Raw genomic sequence first — 21,889 nt, forward strand, 5'->3', positions numbered from 1 at the left:
GCAGTGTTAGTTAGAAGTTGTAGTCAGAAGTTGTAGTTTGCAGAAAAACCGATGGTACGTGGTTGTGAAATCAATACTTTTGAGCCATTACCGTAATAATTCTGCGATGGGCTGGTTCCCATGGATGCTTCCAGGAAGCCGCCGGTGATGCCAGCATTATTGGTCAGGTTCTTGACAAAGAAGGTGGCGCTCCATTTTCCACCCATCAGCGTAGAAGACAGACCCCATTGCGAAAAGCTGTCCCAGGTTTTTTTGACCAGGGCTGAAGAAGAAATCGCGTTTTCTGTTGAACCCTGATAATAGGCATTGATGCGGTTAGTCCAGTACAGACCATTGTCAAACGTCATGGTGTGTTCAAGCGATGCACTCAAGGTATTTTTGGCGGTGCCGGGCAATACTGTGCCTGCTTTTGCGGTGATGACAGCCGGGTTGTCTGCACGGCGGACATCTTCATCCAGCTTGGCGTCGACATAGGCGTAACTTAACGTATAGCGCCAGCCTTCACCAAATCTGCCACTCAGTTCGGCCTCCAGGCCCTGGCTGCTGGCCTTGCCACCATTTTGGGCGACATAGAAACCCCAGTTCGGTGTAGTCGTATCGATCTGTATGTTTTTCCAGTCAATGTGGAACAAGGATACGTTATAGCGCATTGACCCGCTGGCACCTTTGATACCCAGTTCCACGTTGGTATTGGTGTCCGGTTTGAAGGTTTGCCAGGCCTTATTCTCTGCAAAATTGCCGGTCAGCGGCACGGCATTTGCACCTGCGCGGCGGTAGCCCTGAGACGCAGTCATGTACAGCATCTGTTTATCAGCAAAATCCCAGGAGATATTTCCCTTATATAAATTACCGGAATCATTTTGCTCGATGACGGTATGTGTCGTTGCATTGTAGGGGGCAATCACCCCGGAACCAAGAATGGAGTCGTTGTTGAAATCGGTCTTGAATGACCGCATACCGCCAGTCACCCGCAACGCGGGGGAAAGATTCCAGGTCAGTTCGCCGAACAGGGCCCGTTCCTTGAAGTTTTGGGCGCGCTGGAAGACGAAATCATTGTCGCTGGTGACACCGGCTTTGGGTTGCGCTACATCGGACCAGGCTTTCAGGCCACGCAAGTAACTGAATTGTGCTGCGTTCAGATCCTGGTTTTGATAATAGGCGCCGACGATGTAGTCAACGCTGTTGCCTTTTTTAGACACCAGACGTATTTCCTGTACAAAGGCTTTGTCGCCATAGCTGCGCACCGCCTGTGCCATAGGCCGCGGGTAGTTGTAGTAGTAATTGGCCAGCCAGGCATTTTTTGCATAGAAGCCGGTATTTTCTGACAGACTGCTGCCTTTCTGGTCGTAGTGTGATGTGCCGCTGGACAGTGTGGCAAAACCCAGGTCGAGATCCATTTCCAGTGCGGCCAGTTTGACGTCGCGGGTAGATGGTTCCAACTGCACCGAACCATTTTCATACTGACCATATGGCACGCCATAGCCGTTGTTGCCAATCGTTGGTTGGCGGCGGCCACCGACATCATCGGTTTGGGTCTGGTAAGTGAACAGGGCCTGGAAGTCCGTGTTCGGTTTGGCCAGCAGGGACAGGCGGGCGTAGTCAATTTTGACGGTATCGGCATCCTTGACCGAGCGATAGCTGGCAGTTTTGTCGAGAATACCGTTAGGTGCAACGGGTGCGCCCTTACTGTCGAGCACATACACATTCGGGTAATCAATCACGCCGGCATTATTGACCTTGCCGGCAGCAAGACGCAGCGCGAACAGCTCACCCAGCGGCACGTTGAATACACCATCTGCCGTGTAATTGGTGCCTTCAGAACCATTGGTACGGCTGATGCTGCTGTCAATCTTGGCTGAATAGGTATTCAGCTCCGGACGGCGGGTAATATAGCGTACCGTACCACCGAGCGAGCCAGAACCATACAGGGTGCCTTGCGGGCCACGCAAGACTTCAACCCGGTCGACATCCTTGATCAAAAAATTGGCAAACAGAGGCGTATTGTTGACGTAAGTGGACACCGTTGGTACGGCCGACGTCTGGAAGTCACCCAGGGCCGAGCCGTTGACGTTCAGCCCACGCATGGTCACGCCGCTGATCACCCCAGAGTTGCGATTGCCGCGATCGACGATGGATGCACCGGCGACGCTGCGCAACATTTCGGTCTGGTCCGTAATATTCTTTTCTTCCAGGTCTTGTCCGCTCAGAGATGAGATGTTGTAAGGGATTTTAAGAATGTTTTCTTTGCGCCCTTGCGCCGTTACCGTCACCGTGGAAATCTCTTCTTTGCCGGCGGTTTGTGCATGCAGTGTCATCGCATGCCCGACACCGAAGGCCAGCGCGATGGCAGATGCCAGACGTTTTTTCTGTAACAAACTCTCTGATTTCATTTTTCTCTCTCTGGATGAAGTTGGGTTTTTGTTGCGGTTTGATGTTTTGTAAAATTTATATTTTTTATATCTTTATCCGGACTTAAGCACGGCCCATGCATCAAACTATCCGCGATGACCTGACTTCTGGTCAATTACCCCATTGTGGTACTCAGATTGTGGAATTGTGGGGTATTCCTCCAAAGTTTTATAGTTCATCCGGGCAAAAAATTTACTTGCCACCGTGTTTTGCGCAATGGCATCTGCATGCAGCGATAAGCCGGCAGATTTTAGGCATATGCAGCGGGCATCAAGAATTGACTCACGACTTACATTCCAAGTTAAACCATGTATGAATTGATTGGAGAAGCGATGAAAAACTATCTGCTAGCCCTGTGTCTTGCCTTTGGCATGATTGCCACAGATAATGCACTGGCAGTCTATGCACCACTAACAGGCAGTGGCGCTGTCAGCCGCAGCAATTTGAGTTCCAGCTATCTGAATGGCACGACAGCTAGCCTGGTTGACTATAGTGCGTTTGCGGTACCTGCGAATGCGGCAAATCCTGATTCTACTTTCCAGGGCACGTTGACGTTGACGAATGTCAACACCACCGGCAGCTTTACCGAAGTGGGGACAAATTTGCAATCTTCGTATGTCAATCCCACCCATTTGCCAGCGTTCAGCTATCAATTTATTCAGGACGGCACGCATATATTTCCCATCAACCGTGGTTTGCTGACCACAAGCCATGCGGACTGGTACTACATATTGGAACCGGGCCGGGTCTGGAAAGAGACTGGGGACAATGGATACTCCAGGGTAGCCATTCCTTTTTCCTTGCAAGAAAATGGTGCCAACTGTACCCATAATGGCGTCTTGAGCTTCCTCTTCAAATCAGATGGCAGCATCTCCAAGGTGGCTTATCAGATCGCCAGCGAAACCTGCCAGTACTTCCAGTTCAATATGTGGGGGCTGGCAACTGCCACCTACACGCCGCAAACCATCAGCACTGCCGCGACAGCCATCACTGCGTATGAAGCAGAGGTAGCTGCACGCATGCCGACCAAGGCGATAGCGCAACTGGCGGTGGACTTTCCATCCGCCGGCATCACTGTCGCCAATATCGGCAGCGAGCAGACCGCTTCGTATATGACCGTGTTTGGGGTTGCCGTTGACGGTACCAATTATGTGGGGGGCTGCAATACGCGCTACGGCACTTATCCCTACTGTGAAGTATTGGATCTGCCATCTTATTCGGTGTCTAAATCGGTAGCGGGTGCTATCGGCCTGATGCGCCTGGAACAAAAATATGGAGGGGTGCAGTCGACGCTGATCATCAAAAACCAGATTGCCAAATGTTCTGGCAGCCAATGGGCTGATGTGACCTTGCTGAATGCGCTGGATATGGCCACCGGCAATTACACCTCTGCCGGTTATGAAGTGGATGAAGGTTCAACTGCCGCACTGAATAACTTCTTCCTGGTCGATACCTATAATGCCAAGGCGACCCATGCCTGCGCTTATACACGCAAGGTAACGCCCGGTAGCAAATGGGTGTACCACACATCCGACAGCTTCTTGCTTGGCACGGCTTTGAATACCACCTATAAAGCGCTGGCGGGCAGCACCAAGGACTATTACACAGATATGCTGGTCGAAGATTTGTGGAAGCCCTTGAAAATGAGTCCAACCACCTACACCACGGCCCGTACCATCGACAGCGTGGCGTATCCTTTCACCGGTTATGGCCTGACTTTCCATCATGATGACCTGGTCAAGATGGGGGAATTTTTGAACAAAAACAATGGCTCCATCAATGGCACTGCCATGCTTGATACCACTCTGTATAACGAGGCCATGCAAAAAACTTCGAATCATGGTCTGGATGCCGGTGGCGTCAATTCCAAATACCTGCATGGTTTCTGGGCCTGGAATGCTGCCAGCACTGATACCGGTACCGCCCTTTGCGGTAGCGCCAAATGGATACCCTATATGTCAGGTTTTGGCGGTATAGGTGTGGTGTTGCTGCCAAATAATATGGTGTATTACTTTGTCAGTGACAACAAGGAATATGGCTTCAAACAAACGCTGATTGAATTGAACAAGATACGCACACTTTGCTAGTGCAGCACTACACTAGTAAGCGCAGCGCAGGCATAGTCCAGATCCATGCCTGCGCTGGCATGAATATGATATAAAGATTTTACCAATGCGAGAGGCAAGCTTCAAATGACATTTTTTACAATAGCAGCCGTACAGATGCCGGTTTCATCCAGTACTGAAAACCTGACTGCCATGACGCAAAATCTGGATGCGATCATGCGGCGTTTTCCGGCAGTAAGAATGGTAATATTCAGTGAGTTGTGCGCTTATGGTCCTGCTAAAACCCACGCGCAGCCAGCAGGTGGTCCACTGGAACAGCGTTTTCGCGAGATGGCAATGCAGCACAATGTCTGGCTGATACCTGGTTCTGTCTATGAACAGGATGGCGAACGTATTTACAATATGACGCCAGTCATCAACCCACAAGGTGATATCGTTGCACGCTACCGCAAGATGTTTCCATTTCTGCCGTATGAAACCGGGGTCGAGGCGGGTACAGATTTTTGTGTGTTTGATGTGCCAAAAGTAGGGCGTTTCGGTATCTCCATCTGTTACGACAAATGGTTTCCTGAAACTACCCGCACCATGGTCATGATGGGTGCCGAAGTGATTTTGCAACCCACCATGACGGATACCATAGACAGGGAACTGGAACTGACTATTGCACGCACCAATGCGGCCATCAACCAGTGCTATTTTATCGATGTGAATGGCGTTGGCGATTGTGGCAATGGCTTGTCTATCGTGGTTGGACCAGCAGGTGATGTGATTCATCAGGCTGGTAGTGGGCGCGAAATCATTCCTGTGGAGCTGGATCTGGGCAGGGTAAGGCGTGAACGTGACCGCGGTTTGATGTCTCTGGGACAGCCACTGAAGAGCTATCGTGACAGATCAGTCGATTTTGCGGCAGCGCAGACTTCAGAAAAAATTGATGATTACTTGAAGAGCCTGGGACCTTTGCAAAAACCGGTCTGAAGCAAGCCAAACCGGACCTGTCTGTGCAAAAGCATAGGGGACAGTTAAGTTACTTTATGCGTTTTTATTTTGCGCCTGGTAAAAAATCGCAAATAATTCTGACTGCGAATTGATTTCCAGTTTGGTATAGATGTGCTTTTTATGTGCCCGCACGGTTTCAACAGAAATCTTGAGTTTTGCGGCAATATTTTTTGAAGTGAAGCCGCTCAGCATCAATTGCCCGATCTCTATTTCACGGCTGGTTAACTTGGTGCCTTTGGTCAGGCTGATGGCGCGTTCGACACCGCTTTGCCAGTCGGTGTGCTTGGCTGTTTCAGTTGGCGTGACGGCGTGTTCTTCCACATGTTCACGCTGCTGCATCAGGGCAATCACCCAGGGCGCGATGATGGACAGGAAGGCGATTTCTTCAGGTTTGAATTTACTGCCTCTGCCCATGGAAAAGCACAGTGTTTGCCCGTCATGGCTGGCATAATTGAACTGGACTTCATCTGCCACGATATTGAGCTGGAAATACAGGCGATAGTAATCAGTGCTGATAAAGCTTTCTGGCGCTACTTCGTCGAGCATGAACAGACCTGATTGTGAATGTTCGCGGCTGGCGACAAAAAAAGGATCGAACAGGTAGAGCCCGTTCAAATAATCTTGAAACAGCAGGTCGGCGCTGCCATCGGCGGTTGGGTTTTCTATATAGACCACCGGCTTTTCATTATTTGAAAAACGCAGCACGACCCAGTTGTCAAATTCAATGAAATTTTTCAGGCTTCTCACCAGCAGTAACCAGAAGTTGGGCTTATCAAGCGCACTGATGAGCTGGGCAATCTGTCGGTGAAAAACCAAATCCTGTATCTGGATATCCATATTGCATTCAGTAGATAAAGCGTATTGCATAATCCGGCCAGCGGGATGCTCATTGTAATCGCCTGTCAGCCTGATCGTACAGTCCTCCTTTACAGAATGGCGGCTGGTTACAACAGTTTTCTTTACATCTACAACTTTGGCCATGTCGGCGACCTGACCATGGACATTATTCGTTGCGCAGGCAGTGTCATCAGGCTACCTCGCCGACAAGCTTGGGCGTGGGTTGATGCAGGCGTATCAATTCATTCAATGGTTGCGGACGGCACATCACAAAGCCCTGTATCTGGGTATCGCCAAACTGGCGCAGAAAAGCGAGCTGGCTATCGGTTTCCACACCCTCGGCAATGATATCCAGATGCAGGTTGCGCCCTAGTTCTATGATGGTGCGGACGATGGCGCGATCTTCTGCCTGATCTGGTAAGCCGCTGACGAACGAACGGTCTATCTTCATGGAAGAAATGGGCAGATTTTTCAGGCGTGACAGTGATGAATAACCCATGCCAAAATCATCGAGACTGATGCCAAATCCCAGTTGTCGCAGGCTATGCATGATGGGTATCACGCGGTCCGGCTGTTGCATCAGCATACTCTCGGTCAGTTCCAGACACAGATGATGCGATGCAATGCCGGACTGCTGAACCACGTTGCAGAGTTCTTCCGGCAAGGTGTTGCTGGTAAATTCGGATGGCGCCATATTGACATGCACCTTCAAATCCTGAAACCCTGCCTGATGCAAAATGGCCAGGTCATGGCATGCCTGTTTGACTACCCAACTACCAATCTGCACGATGAGGTGGCTTTGTTCCGCAATGGGAATGAAGATATCGGGTCTGACCATCTCACCGTTCAAACGGCGCCAGCGCAGCAGGGCTTCTACTGCGACGATGCTGCGGCTGCCGTTGAAGATTGGTTGATATTCAAGAAACAGACTCTGATTCGTCATGGCCTGATACAGCTCTACTTCCATGGTCAGGCGTTGGGCCAGATCAGACTGTTGCATTGCCAGTGTCTGCGTGGTGCTGGTGGAGAAAAAGCTGAGCGCATTGCGACCGGTTTTCTTGATGCGGTACATGGCGGTATCGGCGCTGCGCAACAAATCGGGGCTGTTCATGCCATTCTCAGGAAAAATGCTGATTCCTATGCTGGCCGAGATGGCGACTTCATGGTGGTTGAATAATACCGGCACCTGGGCCGCATCCAGTACCTTTTTGGCCAGCACGTCCAGTTGCTCTATAAATGGCGTGGATGAATTATCCGGGTGCAGCAGGATGGCGAATTCATCTCCCCCCAGCCGGCCAACCAGGTCGCGACCGGATACCAGTGACTGCAGGCGTTGGGCAAAATCTTTCAGGACCACGTTGCCGGCTTCATGACCAAAGGCGTCATTCACCGGTTTAAAGCGGTCAAGGTCGATAAAGATCAAACCGAACGGCGCTTTGTTCCGGCTATTGTCCAGGCAGGTCTTGTCCAGCATGCGATAAAAATGACTGCGGTTGGCCAACTCGGTCAAGCCATCTATCTGTGCCAGTTGGCGTATGGTTTCCTGCTGTTCCAGCCTTTGTGCCGTTTGCGCGATCAGGGCACCAATACTGGCCGAAACAGTGGGTAACTGGGCTTCGCGCTGGCGCGACAGACAGCTGTAGAATTCCAGCACGCCGGGGCTGTGACGATCACCTTCGTCGGTGACATACGCGACCGGAAAGACATAGCCCGAACGCAGCTTGCATTGACTGGCGCTGTTGTTGCGTAAAAATTCACGGTCACTTTGCATGTCTTCCACCCAGCGTGCTTCACCTCTTTGCCATACCTGACCGACCAGGCCATCGCCGGGCGTCATGTGCATGCTGAGACTTTCCTGGGTAAAGCTGCTCAGGGCATCCTGCGCGCCGTGCCAGTAGTGTTGGCAACTGAGTTTTTGCTCTCCCTGGTTGTCGGCTTGCAGCGCCCAATAGGCACCCCATTCCCAGCCCAGGTTTTCGCAGACCAGTTGTATCAGTTTGGTGACGGCAGTGCCAAGGGTATCTGTGCCGACAAATAAGCGGGTTGATTCAAAGCTTAATCTTTCGCGCATTGCTGCATGTTTGCTGGCGGTAATGTCCAGCAAGACGCCAGCAACCAAGCTTGAATGAAAAGCCGCTTCTGGCATGATGACCATGCGCAGCCAGCGCATGCCATGGATTTCGCTGATCACACGTATGTCGCACTCGGCCGGCCGATTGTTCACTTGCGGTGTTTTTAAGGCATTCGTCAGCGTACTCAAGTCTTCCAGTACTGCATGGCTGAGACCGCTTTCCAGGTTCGCGTACCAGCCAGCACCCACCCAAAGCAGGTCGGCTGCGTGCTGGGACAGCACAAGTTCTCCACTGTCGACATCCAGCCACCAGCGACCAAAAGATGCGGCACTTTCGATAGGGTCATAGCGGCAGGAATTTGCCAGAATCTCGCTCAGTTCAGGTGTGATATGGCGCACTGGCATGCAGATAGGCCCGGGTAGAGGTGGGGAGACAAATTCATGCATGTCGTAAAGATTCATGGTTGCTCTCATAAGTAGTATTTTCAAAGAGCAATTTTTATACCATTTATATTTTTCTTTCATTTTGACTAAAAGTATCCGCTGTACCTGTGCCGGTCGCATTGCTCAGACCTGTGGAGCTACCTGGCTACAGGAAACCAGGCAAAACCATGCACCATAAAGTAACACTTTTGCTGCAGTGCGCTCAGACACTGCACTAAAGTCGCGCCGGATTCTCTTGTGCGAACGCACATAATTTAATGGTAATTGACATTCACAAAAGAAAATTTGCATAGTAGAATAAAAACTGGTCAGACCGAAATTCGATTCGGTCTGGCCAATAATCCAGTGTTTGAAACGACTATTTCTGTATTGATAAAGCAGGCCCAGGCAGTGAAATCCATCGGTATTTCATTGCCTTATTTTTAAGGGTGGTTCACGCATATGAGAAATGATTCACGCAAGACCGGGCAGAGTTCATCACGCATTTCTGGGTTTACGCTACTGGAATTGCTGGTGGTGATTGCCATTATCGGCTTGCTGAGTGCATATGTCGGACCCAAATATTTTTCCAAGGTAGGTGAGTCGCGGCAGAAAGTAGCCAAGGCGCAGATCGAGTCATTCAGTAAGGCGCTGGATAACTACAGGCTCGATGTCGGGCGTTATCCGGCAGCGGATGCTGGTTTGAACGCCTTATTGGTCAGACCAGTTGGTGTTGCTCGTTGGAATGGACCTTATCTGCAGAAAGCCGTACCTATGGACCCCTGGGGCAACGCCTATATTTATCGTATCCCCGGGCGCAGTGGCAAGGAATTTGACCTGACATCGTTGGGTGAAGATGGCCGTGCCGGTGGTGCCGGCGAAGCGGCAGACGTTACCAACTGATCACTGAGGCCAGGCATGCGTTACGCCGTTCGTGCAGTAGGCCGTGATAATCGCGTGCACATGCTGGAACTGGAAGCCATGGATGCAGATGGTGCGTCGCGTGCAGCGGTGGCCAGGCAGATGACGGTGCTGGATGTGCGGCCCCTGTCGGCACAGGTGCAAAGGCGTGGCAAGAATTTTTCGCTGGTTTTGTTTACGCAAGAGTTATTGGCGCTGCTGCAAGCCGGACTGGGTTTGATAGAAAGCCTGGAAGCCCTGGGTGAGAAAGATGCGCAAAGCGAGACAGCAAACATCGTCGCCCGTTTGCTGCTGCGCATGCGGGATGGCTTGCGGTTTTCAGTTGCCGTCGCTGCCGAACCTGAGCATTTTCCACCTTTGTTTATCGGTATCGTCAAAGCGGCAGAACGTACCAGTGATTTGCCGCAGGCCCTGTCGCGTTACATTGAATATCAGGTGCGTATTAATGGTATTCGTAACCGCATCGTCAGTGCCGCAATCTATCCGGCGATATTGTTGATCGTCGGTGGTGTGGTCAGCATGTTTTTGCTTGGTTATGTCGTTCCCCGGTTTTCTGTGGTGTACCAGGGCAGTGGCAGGGAATTGCCACTGATGTCGCAATGGCTGATTGCCTGGGGGGCTGCGGTGGCTGCGCATGGCAAGTTGTTGCTGGCCGCTGCGATGGGCATCCTCTTCGTTTTGTTTGCCTGGTGGCGCCGGCTAAAGCGCTCTGGCCGTTTGATGCAGATGTTGACGCGTTTGCCCGGGGTGTCGCAGCGCGTGAATATTCTTGAACTGGCGCGCTTGTACCTGACGCTGGGCATGTTACTGGAAGGCGGTATTGCGGTTGTTAATGCGCTGGAAATGGTCAGTGGCACTTTGTCTGCGCACAGGGCCAGGGCCCTGGCGGCGGCGCGTTACAGCATAGTCCAGGGTGGTAATTTTTCTGATGCCTTTGAAAAAAACGGTTTGACTACGCCGATTGCCTTGCGCATGTTGCGCGTGGGCGAACATTCTGGGCAACTGGGTTTGATGCTGACAAGGGCGGCACTTTTTTACGATGCCGAAACGACACTCTGGATAGAGAAATTCAGCAAGACCTTTGAGCCGGTGTTGATGGCGCTGATAGGTATCGTGATTGGCTTGATCGTGGTGTTGTTGTATATGCCCATCTTTGATCTGGCAGGTACCTTGCAATAAAGGAATTGCAGATTTGATCGTAGTACGGACGCAGTGCACCAGTGTGGAGGCGTGGTCCGAAGTCAGGAAAGGAGCTTGTGAGTATGATGGACAGCATGCGTATCGCGCATACCGCGCATCTCAATTCCCGGCTTTCGGGAGGAAGCTTTTTTATTGAGCTGGAAACCCTGACGCAACTTGAACCGCGTGTCTTGTTGTCGCAGACGGCGGCCTTGTTTCACATGGCTGTGATCGACATGGCAGGCATGCTTGCCTATGAGCCTGTGTTTGAATGCCTGCCGTTGGCACGGGCCCAGGTAAGACAGTGTGTGTTGCTGCGCAATGCACTGGGGCTGACAGCCGTGGTCTGCGACCCCTATGACCAGAATCTGCAAATCTGGCTGGAAACGCTGGCTGCAGAACCACTGCAATGGCGGCTTGCCTTGCCGGGCGAGGTACATGCTTACCTGGCCAAGCAGGAAGAATCGGTGCGTTCCATTGACGTACTGATTCATGACCAGCAGGCCGATGGCGAGCATAAGAACCTGTTGGAAAATCTTAGTTATGCAGCCTTGAGCGATGCTTCCAGTCCGGCGGTCAAGCTGGTTAATTCGACACTCTATGATGCCTTGAAGACGGGTGTATCTGACATTCATTTTGAATCAACACCGAATGGCATGCTGACCAAATACCGGATAGACGGTGTGCTGGATCAGGCGGCACAGGTGACGGGCAGGGCGCTGGCTGAACAGGCTGTGTCCCGTATCAAGGTATTGGCCGAGCTGGATATTTCTGAACGCCGGGTGCCGCAGGATGGCAGTTTCCGGGTAGAGGCACAAGGGCGCGAGATCGATTTGCGGGTATCCATCATGCCTAGCGTGCATGGTGAAGATGCCGTCATACGGATATTGGACAAGCAAGCCATGGTCAGTGCGCATGGTGGCCTGACACTGGACGCGTCGGGTTTTGCTGATGATCACCTGGCCACCATACGGCGCCTGGTGGCAGAGCCCTATGGCATGGTGCTGGTGACGGGGCCGACCGGGTCTGGCAAGACCACGACCTTGTATGGTGCGATTACCGAAATCAATACCGGCCGGGCAAAAATCATCACGATAGAAGATCCGGTTGAATACCATTTATCAGGCATTTTGCAGATACCTGTGAATGACAAAAAAGGTTTGTCGTTTGCGCGCGGCCTGCGTTCCATATTACGGCACGACCCCGACATCATCATGGTCGGCGAAATCCGTGACCAGGAAACCGGTGAAATAGCTGTGCAATCAGCGCTGACCGGGCATCTGGTCTTGTCCACCGTGCATGCGAATAGCGTGTTTGACGTATTTGGCCGTTTTGCACATATGGGAATAGATCCGTATTCATTTGTTTCATCTCTCAATGGCGTCATCGCGCAACGCCTGGTCAGGCTCAATTGCAAGCATTGCAGCACCAGTTATGAACCAGATGATGAAGAATTGCTGCGCAGCGGACTGGATCGCACCATGGTGAAAAATTATATTTTCCGGCGCGGGATTGGATGTGGTGATTGCCGTGGCACGGGTTATCGCGGTCGTCGTGCGGTGGCAGAAATATTGACGTTGGATGATGCATTGGCCGAACTGGTAATAGAACGCCGTCCTTTACGACAGATTAAGGAAATGGCACGTGCCGGCGGCATGCGCAGCTTGTTTGAAGATGCATTGAAACTGGTAGCCAATGGTCAAACTACATTAGAAGAGGTTAAGCGTGTCACTTTGGCAGGTTGAAAAAAATCATTTGAACATCGGTGGTCAGGAGATATGGTTAAGTCGCGCTGACGGCAGTGCGCCGCACAAGTTGGCTGCAAAGCCGGGGGATTGGCAAGCGTTGCGTGAAGAACTGCCAGGCTTGCTGACAACAAAGGCCGCCTTGATCGTTGTTGTTGCAGATTGCTGGGTACGCTATTTCTTGTTGGAATTGCCGGAAGAAATCTCCAGCTTGAATGATTCTTTCCTGTTGTTGAATGCCCGCTTCGAAAATTTGTATGGACAAGCAGCGGCTGACTGGATGATACAAGCCGACTGGCATAAGGGCGAACCCATGCTGGCCTGTGCATTGCCACGCAGCCTGTTGCAGGCGTTGGAGATGTATGCGCTGCGCAGCCTGGTACCACAACTGGTGACGGTTTGGCGGCAGCAATGCGCAAGTCTGCCACCAACCGGTACCTGGTGTTTCGTGCAGGATGGCATTAGCACCTTGTTGTATTGGCAGCAGGGGGTATTGCGGCTGGTGCGGCAGTTGCGTTGTGATGATGTGGATGCCTTGCTGTCGCTGGAGTTACTCAGACTGGGCGAGCAATTGCCCGCCGACAGATTCTGGACCGGCGATGCCAGGCCATCGCACTGGCTGGCACGGAAAGCTGCCGTATGAAACCTGTGCAAATCAACTTTGCAGAGAAAAATAATCCCTGGCGCTGGGATGTTCGCAACCGTGGTGTGCAGGTATTTCTTGTCTTGATGTCGCTGGCTTTATGCGTGGCCATTCTGGTCTGGCGTGGTTGGCAAGACATGCAGAGTGAACTTGTCCGTCTGGACGAAAAACGCGCACAGATGCAGGCTGGTCAGGATCAGGGCGCTGATCAGGCACGCAAGCAGCTTGGCAATGACGAGGCCGTGTTATTGCGTCAATCAGAATTTTTACGGAACCTGCGCTGGGAAGCAATCTTTCAGGCATTTGAAGCGGTACCCGGCGCAGGGCTGGATGCTTTTGAGCCTGAACTGACGCGTGGGGTCGTCAGGGTGCAGGCGCATATTGCCGATGTTGTTGCCATGCAGGCCTATCTGCGTGAATTGCAGAAAAGCCCGGTTTTTTTGAGAGTGAACTTGTTGCGCCATGAAACGCAGGCAACACAGGACGCACGAGTGAATTTTCATTTTGAAGTCATCCTGGCGGAGCCGTATCGCCTGTCTGTTGCAGAGGCGAAGGAGTCACCATGAAACGATTTGCTGACTGGCGCTGGCATGTGGATGTTTTTGTATTGCGCTATGGCTGGTGGCCCTTGTCTGGTGCCGCAGTATTGCTGTTGAGCTTGTTGTTGTGGCTGGTATGGTTGCCGGTGCAGGAGGCCCGTGTACAGTCCGCGTTGCAGGAACTGTCAGCACAGCCGGAAAGTGCACTTGAAAGGAGGTCGGTGCAGACCGCAAATGCCTTGAACCTGCCTTTGGAAGCTACGGCGAATGAAGGTGTGCAAGGTATTTTACTACTGGCGAAAAAACATGGTTTAAGCATCGCTCAGGCTGACTACAAGCGACATGAAAGTGGGCACATAGGGCGCTGGCAACTGCAATTGCCCGTTACTGCCAGTTACCCGCAGATACGTCGTTTTATACGGGCGACGCGGGATATTCCTGGCCTGTCGATGGATGAGCTTGGCTTGCGTGGCAGCGAAACTGGCGTCGAAGCGCGACTGTCATTTTCCATATGGTTTGAAGTGGAAAAGCCGATTGAAAAGTCGATTGAGACCGCCATGGAAGGAGGAGCCTGATGTCAAAACGACTGGTGCTGATGCTGGCAGTACTGGCGGGTGTTGGCCTGCTGATTGCGTTGGATCGGCCACCGCCGCCGGTTGTTGCTGAGGTCGAGCCAAGCCGGCCGTCACCACGCATACCAGTTGCCACACCTGAAATAAAGACAGGAAAACAGAAGGCTGTGGCAGATGCGGCTATACCCGACTTGTTTGCCGATCATGCAGTCCCGGCAGTGAATCAGCAGCCCCAGCAAAGTACCGGCGCAGAAGGGAAAGATGCTGCGGCGGAACAGCAATTCAGTTTACTTGGTTTCAAGGAAGAAAATGGCCGGCGCGAAGCTTTTTTGATGAGAAATGGTGAAGTGCTGATCGCCCGTTCAGGGACAACGTTTGAAAAGCGTTATCGCGTCATGGGCTTGCAGCAAGACAGTGTACATATCAGGGACAATCAGTCTGGTCAGGAAATCCGGATCGGCTTCAGGGTGAATCAATGAAACGAATGGCGAGAAATGTGTTGTTGATAGGGGGATTGCTGGGCCTTGCGGCATGTGCGATCACCCCTGTCCAGACAAAACCAACAGAAATTCGTGCATTGCTGGATGCCGGCAGGCTGGAGGAGGGCATTGCACAACTGGAAGACCTGTTGAAACAAACACCAGGTCACGTTGAAGCCCGTGTTTTGCTGGTCAATGCCCGACGTCAGTTGGCGATGCAATTCCTGAACAAGGCAGCCCAAGATACGCGGCGCGAAGCCTGGGATGAGGCGCAGGCTGCCTACCGGCAGGCTGCAGTGCTTGGCGAGGTGGAACAGGCCATGCTGGGCGTGCGCACGCTGGCTGCCAGCCAGTACCAGTCCAGGTTGTTGAAGAATGTCAATGAATTGTGGGATGCTGGCAAGCAGGATGAAGCCCGCAAGGAATTGCATGCCTTTCTCACCGAATTCCCGCGTCATGCCAAAGGCTTGCAACTGCAGCGAAAAATTGGTGAGCCTGAAGCGCGCATGCAAAATGCCGTGTTGAGTGCAGCATTTCAGAAACGCTTGAGCTTACAGTTCCGTGATGCCCCGGTGCGGGCTGTGCTGGAGGCCATGTCGCATTCATCCGGCATCAATTTCACACTGGACCGGGATGTGCCTTCCGATGTGCGGGTCAATCTGGATTTGCGCGATACCACGGTAGAGCTGGCATTGCGTAATTTGCTGATGAGCGTGCAATTGGAGCAGCGTGTGGTCGATGAGCGCACAGTCCTGATTTACCCTAGTGACCAGGCCAAGCAGCGCAGTTATCAGCAATTAAGCATACGCAGTTTTAAAATTGCCAATGCCGAGGCCAAACTGGTAGCGAATAGCCTGAGGACATTGCTGAAGACCCGTGATCTGGTGGTGGATGAAAAACTGAATATGCTGGTGATACGCGATACACCGGAAACCATACGCATGGCGGCCAAGCTGGTGGCGCTGCATGATGTGGCCGAGCCAGAGGTGATGCTGGAAGTGGAGATACTGGAAGTGCAGCGCAGTGACCTGGAAGCGCTGGGCGTCAAGTGGCCTGGGAATATCGGTTTGAGCCCATTGGCAAAGTCGGGCGTGGGGGATGATGGCAGCATCAACAGCGGTGCTTTCACCTTGCATGATTTGATGCATATCAATTCGCGCAGCGTATTGGCAACCGTGGATGCGATGAAATTATCGGCCACGGTCAACCGCGAAAATGTCAGCGTACTGGCGAATCCGCGCATACGTATCAAGAGCCGGGAAAAGGCACAGATCAAGGTGGGGGAGCGGGTTCCCAGCGTATCTTCCAATGTCACGGCGACCGGGGTGACGTCGCAATCGGTGAATTATCTTGATGTTGGCCTGAAGCTGGAAGCGGAACCTGTGGTGTATCTGGATGACGAGATTTCAATCAAGCTGAATCTCGAAGTCAGCAGTATTCTGGGCACCATCTATGACAGCAACAATCAGCCCTATGGTTATCGCATCGGTGCCCGCAATGCCACCACGGTCCTGCGTTTGCGTGATGGTGAAAACCAGGTGCTGGCCGGCCTGATCAGTGATAACGACAAACGTTCTGTCAATGCCGTGCCCGGCCTGGGTGAGTTGCCGGTGCTGGATCGCTTGTTCGGCAATCGTGGTGCAGAAAGAACCAAGACAGAAATTGTCTTGTCCATTACACCACGCGTCATCCGTAATCAGCCTCTGGGGGCATCAGGCGATATTGAATTTGATGCTGGCACCGATGCCAGTTTGCGTGGGCGTGATGGCGTGCCAGGGCAGCAACCGGTCTTGCAGCAACAGTCTGTGCCGCTTCAATCAACCCAGCCAACTCAGCCACCAATGTTGTACCCGCCAGCGGGTGAGAAAGTGGGGGGCTGATATGCGCAACCAGGGTTTTACCCTGATAGAGCTGATGGTGACGCTGGTCATTGTCTCTTTGCTGGCCGCCATTGCCTTGCCGGTAGCGCAAGTGGCGGTGCAACGTCAGAAAGAGCAGGAACTGCGCCTGGCACTGCGTGAAATCCGCAATGCGCTGGATGATTACAAGCGCGCTAGCGGTGAGGGACGCATTTCCTCGACACCGGACAGTAGTGGCTACCCGCCGAATTTGCTGCAACTGGTGAAGGGGGTAACAGATCAGCGTAGTGCCCGGCCAAAGAAGATATTTTTCTTGCGCCGTATACCGCGTGATCCATTTTCTGAAGACAGCAGTCTGCCTGACGAGCAAACCTGGGGGTTGCGTTCCTATCAAAGCGAAGCTGACAAACCCACGCCGGGTGATGATGTCTACGATATACATTCCAATTCTGAACTGGTCGGTCTGAATGGCATTCCCTATCTGCGCTGGTAAATACTATGGTAAGCGCGCTGACAGGCGTGGCTTTACCCTGATTGAATTGCTGGTGGTGCTGGCGATACTGTCGTTGCTGCTGACTATCGCTGTGCCACGGTATTTTCATAGCGTCCAGCAATCCAAGGAAGCGGTGCTCAAAAAAAACCTGCATGTGACACGCGAGGTCATTGACAAGTTTTATGGTGACACAGGCCGTTATCCGCAATCGCTGGATGAACTGGTTGAAAGAAGATACTTGCGATCCCTGCCCGTGGATCCGGTGACTGATAGCACTGCTACCTGGCTACTCATCACACCGGAAAAGGGTGGTGGCGTGTACGACATTCAAAGCGGCGCACAAGGCATCACGCGCGATGGCTTGCCGTTCAACCGGCTGTAAATAAGCGACGAATAGTCTGCGAGCAGTGTAGATGCCGGGCCATGTGCAAGGCATTTTTCTATAAGTGGCTTCACTATATATTGGTCTGACCAAATTATAGGAAGTATCTATAAATTCTCAATTCGTTCCATTAACTTTAACTATTGGTCCAGCCAAAAAATAATATTGGATGGATCAAAATTAATATTGGCTAGACCAATTGTTGTTTTTTGATCTTATTTGCAAGATAAATTTGGGGTGCAAATTATTTATATAATCAACATGTTTGTTAAAAATAAGAGATTTTTGTTTAATTACTTATGGGCGAATTTTATTAATTTATGCTTTATTTAAATGATTTTAATTGATAAATAGGCGATGTTAATTTAAATGTGAATTTTTAAAGCATTAAAATTGTCGCTTAAGCACGCGCCTACTAATGATTTTTTCGCATATGCATGCTATGAACCCGATTGACAGGGCACCATATTGGCGCGCATTCTCAACCCAGATCGGCAAAACGTTAAAAATCTTTAAATATCCCGCCAGAAAGTAGTGTCAAGCGATGTTCAGGTCGGGTTTTGTGAGGAAATTGAAGCGGCATGTCTGGTCTCTCCCATGCAGGGAAATAACGTTGCCGAACGAGCAGCGAGAGCGATTATCTACCTATCGCGCGACAGATGATCGCTTGCCCAGAGCATGGGCAAATCATCCATCAATATAAACGGAGACATAAAAATGAAGGTAAATTTTCTGAAGCTGACAGTGCTGGCAGCAAGTATTGCCGCTGGTGCACATGCAATTGCCGGACCGGTTGGTTACGGTGCGGCGACCACGGGTGGTGGTAACAAAACACCGATAGTTGTTGCTACCATGGCTGCGATGCAGGCCGAGATTGACAAGTATTCTGGCAGTGGTGGCCTGGTGTTGAGCTACACAGGTAAATTCAACTATGCCACCATCACCGACGTGTGCGCGCAATGGCAAAAGCCAGCGCAAATAGTCGAGATTAAAAACAAAAGTGATGTCACGATTAAGGGCACAGGCGATTCAAGTGCCAATTTTGGTATTCACGTTGTCGGTGATGCGCATAATGTCATCATACAAAACATGACCATAGGCCTGCTGCAAGGTGGTGAAGCTGCAGATTCCATTTCGATAGAAGGCAATTCTACCGGCAAACCCAGCAATGTCTGGATTGATCACAACACGATCTTCGCTTCGCTGACGATGTGTTCGGGCGCTGGTGATGCTTCCTTTGATGGTGGCATTGACATGAAAAAAGGGGCAAACAATATCACTGTCTCTTACAACTACATATATGACTATCAAAAAGTGGCACTGAATGGTTACAGCGATAGCGATACGCTGAATGCCGGTTCACGCACCACCTATCACAACAACCGCTTCGAAAACGTCAAATCGCGTCTGCCTTTGCTGCGTTACGGCAAGGCACATCTGTTCAATAATTACTTCGGCAATGTCCATACCTCTGGCATCAATCCGCGTATGGGTGCCCAGGTGTTGGTCGAGTCCAATTATTTTGAAAATGTCGCCAATCCTGTCACCTCTCGCGACAGTAGTGCGATCGGCTATTGGGAGTTGAAAAACAATTTTGTTGGCAGTGGCATTACCTGGACTGTACCTGACAGTACTTCCAAGCCTTACGTCAATGCGACAGACTGGACGACGACCAAGGCATATGGGGCCACCGGTTATTCTTATAGCGCTGCAGCAGCGGCCGGCGTGAAAGCCAAGGCAATTGCTACGGCTGGTGCGCGTACCAATCTGGCTCAATAAGCCTCATTCAACAATGTTGACATAGCCGATTCGGGCCGCTGATTGATTGGCAGTATTCACAGTACGCACAATACTCACAATGCCCGGGTCGCGCTTTTGACTACCTAATTTGAAAAGAGATACAAATGAAAAAATCACATGGTTTACTCCTTGCGGTCCTGGGATTCGCGTTTGCTGTCAATGCCTATGCTGCACCAGGAAAAAGGGCGATACCTGCCTGTACCAAGCAGTCTGTTTCATCCTCTACGACAGTGCCTGCCAACACAGTGTTTGATGGCCTGGTCAAATTCGGCAAGATGGTTTGCCTGGTAGGTACTGGCAAAAGTATGGCTGGCGATCAAAGTGAAAATCAAATCCCGCATTTCATCCTGGAAGAGGGTGCGACGCTGAAAAATGTTGTATTGGGTGACCCTGATTTTGGATCAGGTCGGGACCTGAAGGCAGGTGGTGCGGATGGTGTGCATTGCAGTGGCAATTGCAGGATAGAAAATGTATATTGGGGTGATGTCGGTGAAGACGCGGCCACGCTGAAAGGCCCTGGCACAATGACGGTTACCGGCGGTGCCGCCTACAAAGCTGCGGACAAAATTTTCCAGAATAATGGTAAGGGCGGGAAAATTGTCATCACCAATTTTTATGCTGAAGAAGGTGGCAAGCTGTATCGCTCTTGCGGTAATTGTAGCGCGTCAAAGCAAAGCGCACGTTTTGCTGATATCAGCAATGTGACGGTCTTCAATGTCAATCATCCTGTTCTTGTCAATAGCAGCTTTAACAGCAGCAAACTGCCGGGCCTGAAGGATGCCTTTGATGTTGCTACGATCAAGGATCTGAACTCCAATATCACGCCTGTTTGTAGTGGCAGTGTAGGCACTGTTTCCGGGAATGAGCCTAAAGACGATACCAATGCAGCTAACGTAGCCCGTTCCTGCAAAGTCTCCAAGTGATCGATCGGCAGGATTCGCTTGGTAAGATTTGCTTAGTGAGATTTTGTTCGTGAGATTCAGTGACTAAGGAATGAAAAAAGACGCTGTCAAGTAATGATGGCGTCTTTTTGTCGGTGGTACAGCTTCGTTGCGACATGGAATGCTGCACTGGCGGGTGTAATTTTTAATTGCTTTCACTGCTTTCACGCTGCGGTTTTTCGCCATCCTTGCAATTTGCACCGCATGCCATAACATACGCAAAAATCCAGTCGCAATAGCGTTTTTGTCCATCAAGATAAGTAAAATCACCATGGGTAAAACTGCGTTTGATGCTGGTCGCACATGAGCTGCTTTTGATCCCCATAATGCCGCCACCAGGTGCCGCCACCAGTTGCCAATCCAGTTTGCCGGTAATGGGATCAGGATAAAGCTGCCTGATGTAGCGTTTTACGCCTGCCTGCCTGGGATCGCGCAATAAATCTTCCAGGCGTGACGGGGCACGATTGGCGTTACCTGCTGGTGTATTCAATTCGTATTCGAGTATGGCTTTGATGTATTGCTGGCCCACGGTCAGCAATTCTTCTTCCGCAGTCCGCCGTCTGACCGTGTCAGCAACCGTCGCCGTTGCAACCGTGGCGACACCGATGATGGCGACCACTATCATTGCCCCCACATAGGTAAAGCCGGATTGCCGGAGCGTACACGGCAGCATGTGATGGCGAGGGATGATTTTCATGATATTGCCATACACGAATAGGGTCGAATAGTCGCTTTGAGCACTTGCAGAAGCGATGGCTGATGTGAAATTTAAATTATATCCGGTCTGCCCAATTGCAAATTAATTGTCCGACCAAAAAAATATTGGTAGGACCAATTGTTGTTGTTTTTGTTGTGTTTACTCGAATTTTCCCCCGTGTTCCCGGATAAAACAAGAATGATGTAATGTTCAACGAGGTCACAGGACGTTAAATATGCTGAACTTGCGCTATAAGTTCCAGGCAAAACCTCCCTGGCGTAATGTCATTATGAGACTGGCAGACTTGCGGTTTCATTTCGCAAATCTGTTTTACATTCATCGCTGCATCACGCTTGCAGGGGGAGTTGGCGAGTAAGCGTAAGTGCGCGATTGATTTACTTTTATTGGATGCGGACAATTCATTGCTAGACTTATTTGTTCTGTTGTTCTTAACTGCATTCGTGGCGGCATTCGCAGCAATATTTGTAGCTGTATTGCGCTTGAGCACAAGCGGCGGTAACAGGCTCCCAAAGTGCTGAACTGATTTTGGTGCACAAGTATAAGGACTAACACCATGCCACACCTCAGCAAGCGTACGGCAATGCAAATACTGGTATGATGCGGCCTGATTACGTTATACCAAGTCGTAAAATCTCTCAGCAAATTATCCAGCATCAAGCCATTGACAGGTATGGTCATATTCAGCTTTTGCTTCAACGTTAAAAAGAAGCGTTCAATCCTGCCTTTCTGCCATGGCTTGCCTGGCTTGCTGAATTCCTGGTGTATTCCCAATTCCTTCATGCCGGCCTGAAATTTTTACTGCGAAACACTGATTCT

General features: G+C 51.1%; 19 protein-coding genes. 14 read left to right on the forward strand and 5 right to left on the reverse strand.

The genetic code is table 11. The features are described 5' to 3' along the window. Window positions 1–23 precede the first annotated feature (23 nt). Window positions 24–2,390: a TonB-dependent receptor gene (locus tag ACO0K9_RS02345; RefSeq protein WP_422981364.1), complete on the reverse strand. Its 2,367-nt coding sequence runs from the start codon at window positions 2,388–2,390 to the stop codon at window positions 24–26. A 351-nt stretch (window positions 2,391–2,741) separates the two neighbouring features. Between ACO0K9_RS02345 and ACO0K9_RS02350 the strand changes: the two genes are divergently transcribed. Next, on the forward strand, window positions 2,742–4,496 hold the full coding sequence (locus tag ACO0K9_RS02350) for a hypothetical protein (protein ID WP_422981366.1): 1,755 nt from the start codon (window positions 2,742–2,744) through the stop codon (window positions 4,494–4,496). A gap of 105 nt (window positions 4,497–4,601) precedes the next feature. Then, entirely contained in the window at window positions 4,602–5,450 is an 849-nt protein-coding gene (locus ACO0K9_RS02355; protein WP_422981368.1) for a carbon-nitrogen hydrolase family protein, read from the forward strand. Between the two features lie 54 nt (window positions 5,451–5,504). Here the strand turns inward: ACO0K9_RS02355 and ACO0K9_RS02360 are convergent, their stop codons facing one another. Both ACO0K9_RS02360 and ACO0K9_RS02365 read right to left on the reverse strand, forming a co-directional pair. After that, entirely contained in the window at window positions 5,505–6,338 is an 834-nt protein-coding gene (locus ACO0K9_RS02360) for a response regulator transcription factor (RefSeq protein WP_422981370.1), read from the reverse strand. 160 nt (window positions 6,339–6,498) lie between these two features. Next, a complete protein-coding gene (locus tag ACO0K9_RS02365) occupies window positions 6,499–8,841 on the reverse strand; it encodes an EAL domain-containing protein (protein ID WP_422981372.1) in 2,343 nt (780 codons plus the stop codon). A gap of 423 nt (window positions 8,842–9,264) precedes the next feature. On the opposite strand from ACO0K9_RS02365, the gene gspG reads away from it, so the two are divergent. From gspG to ACO0K9_RS02425, 12 genes are all read left to right on the forward strand, one after another. Then, window positions 9,265–9,705 carry a type II secretion system major pseudopilin GspG gene (gene gspG, locus ACO0K9_RS02370; RefSeq protein ID WP_422981374.1) on the forward strand — a complete coding sequence of 147 codons (441 nt, stop codon included), beginning with the start codon at window positions 9,265–9,267 and terminating at the stop codon, window positions 9,703–9,705. A gap of 15 nt (window positions 9,706–9,720) precedes the next feature. Beyond that, a complete protein-coding gene (locus tag ACO0K9_RS02375) occupies window positions 9,721–10,902 on the forward strand; it encodes a type II secretion system F family protein (protein ID WP_422981376.1) in 1,182 nt (393 codons plus the stop codon). Window positions 10,903–10,985: 83 nt separating this feature from the next. Next, window positions 10,986–12,647 (forward strand): GspE/PulE family protein, encoded by a 1,662-nt coding sequence (locus tag ACO0K9_RS02380; RefSeq protein WP_422982502.1) that lies wholly within the window; start codon window positions 10,986–10,988, stop codon window positions 12,645–12,647. Then, the gene (locus ACO0K9_RS02385) at window positions 12,628–13,290 is read left to right on the forward strand and encodes a hypothetical protein (RefSeq protein WP_422981378.1); all 663 of its coding nucleotides are present in this window, start codon (window positions 12,628–12,630) and stop codon (window positions 13,288–13,290) included. Before ACO0K9_RS02380 ends, ACO0K9_RS02385 begins: the two co-directional genes overlap by 20 nt. Continuing rightward, window positions 13,287–13,856, forward strand: a complete 570-nt coding sequence (locus ACO0K9_RS02390) for a hypothetical protein (protein WP_422981380.1) — start codon at window positions 13,287–13,289, stop codon at window positions 13,854–13,856. Before ACO0K9_RS02385 ends, ACO0K9_RS02390 begins: the two co-directional genes overlap by 4 nt. Beyond that, window positions 13,853–14,404, forward strand: a complete 552-nt coding sequence (locus ACO0K9_RS02395; RefSeq protein ID WP_422981382.1) for a hypothetical protein — start codon at window positions 13,853–13,855, stop codon at window positions 14,402–14,404. The genes ACO0K9_RS02390 and ACO0K9_RS02395 overlap by 4 nt, the downstream gene beginning before the upstream one ends. Continuing rightward, the gene (locus tag ACO0K9_RS02400; protein WP_422981384.1) at window positions 14,404–14,880 is read left to right on the forward strand and encodes a hypothetical protein; all 477 of its coding nucleotides are present in this window, start codon (window positions 14,404–14,406) and stop codon (window positions 14,878–14,880) included. The genes ACO0K9_RS02395 and ACO0K9_RS02400 overlap by 1 nt, the downstream gene beginning before the upstream one ends. Next, window positions 14,877–16,760 (forward strand): secretin N-terminal domain-containing protein, encoded by a 1,884-nt coding sequence (locus ACO0K9_RS02405; RefSeq protein WP_422981386.1) that lies wholly within the window; start codon window positions 14,877–14,879, stop codon window positions 16,758–16,760. The genes ACO0K9_RS02400 and ACO0K9_RS02405 overlap by 4 nt, the downstream gene beginning before the upstream one ends. 1 nt (window position 16,761) lies before the next feature. After that, window positions 16,762–17,232: a type II secretion system protein gene (locus ACO0K9_RS02410; RefSeq protein ID WP_422981388.1), complete on the forward strand. Its 471-nt coding sequence runs from the start codon at window positions 16,762–16,764 to the stop codon at window positions 17,230–17,232. Beyond that, complete coding sequence (locus tag ACO0K9_RS02415) at window positions 17,207–17,614, forward strand: type II secretion system protein (RefSeq protein ID WP_422981390.1); 408 nt, start codon at window positions 17,207–17,209, stop codon at window positions 17,612–17,614. Before ACO0K9_RS02410 ends, ACO0K9_RS02415 begins: the two co-directional genes overlap by 26 nt. A gap of 717 nt (window positions 17,615–18,331) precedes the next feature. Beyond that, window positions 18,332–19,393, forward strand: coding sequence for a pectate lyase family protein (locus ACO0K9_RS02420; protein WP_422981392.1), 1,062 nt, complete (start codon window positions 18,332–18,334; stop codon window positions 19,391–19,393). A gap of 125 nt (window positions 19,394–19,518) precedes the next feature. Beyond that, window positions 19,519–20,337, forward strand: a complete 819-nt coding sequence (locus ACO0K9_RS02425; RefSeq protein WP_422981394.1) for a pectate lyase — start codon at window positions 19,519–19,521, stop codon at window positions 20,335–20,337. A gap of 163 nt (window positions 20,338–20,500) precedes the next feature. On the opposite strand, the gene ACO0K9_RS02430 is transcribed toward ACO0K9_RS02425, so the two are convergent. Together ACO0K9_RS02430 and ACO0K9_RS02435 are read right to left on the reverse strand one after the other, a co-directional pair. Next, complete coding sequence (locus ACO0K9_RS02430) at window positions 20,501–21,052, reverse strand: type II secretion system protein (protein ID WP_422981396.1); 552 nt, start codon at window positions 21,050–21,052, stop codon at window positions 20,501–20,503. Between the two features lie 336 nt (window positions 21,053–21,388). Further along, window positions 21,389–21,853 (reverse strand): integrase core domain-containing protein, encoded by a 465-nt coding sequence (locus tag ACO0K9_RS02435; protein WP_422981398.1) that lies wholly within the window; start codon window positions 21,851–21,853, stop codon window positions 21,389–21,391. Window positions 21,854–21,889: the final 36 nt, after the last annotated feature.

The organism is Undibacterium sp. Ji50W, assembly GCF_049340445.1.
Lineage (GTDB): Bacteria > Pseudomonadota > Gammaproteobacteria > Burkholderiales > Burkholderiaceae_D > Undibacterium.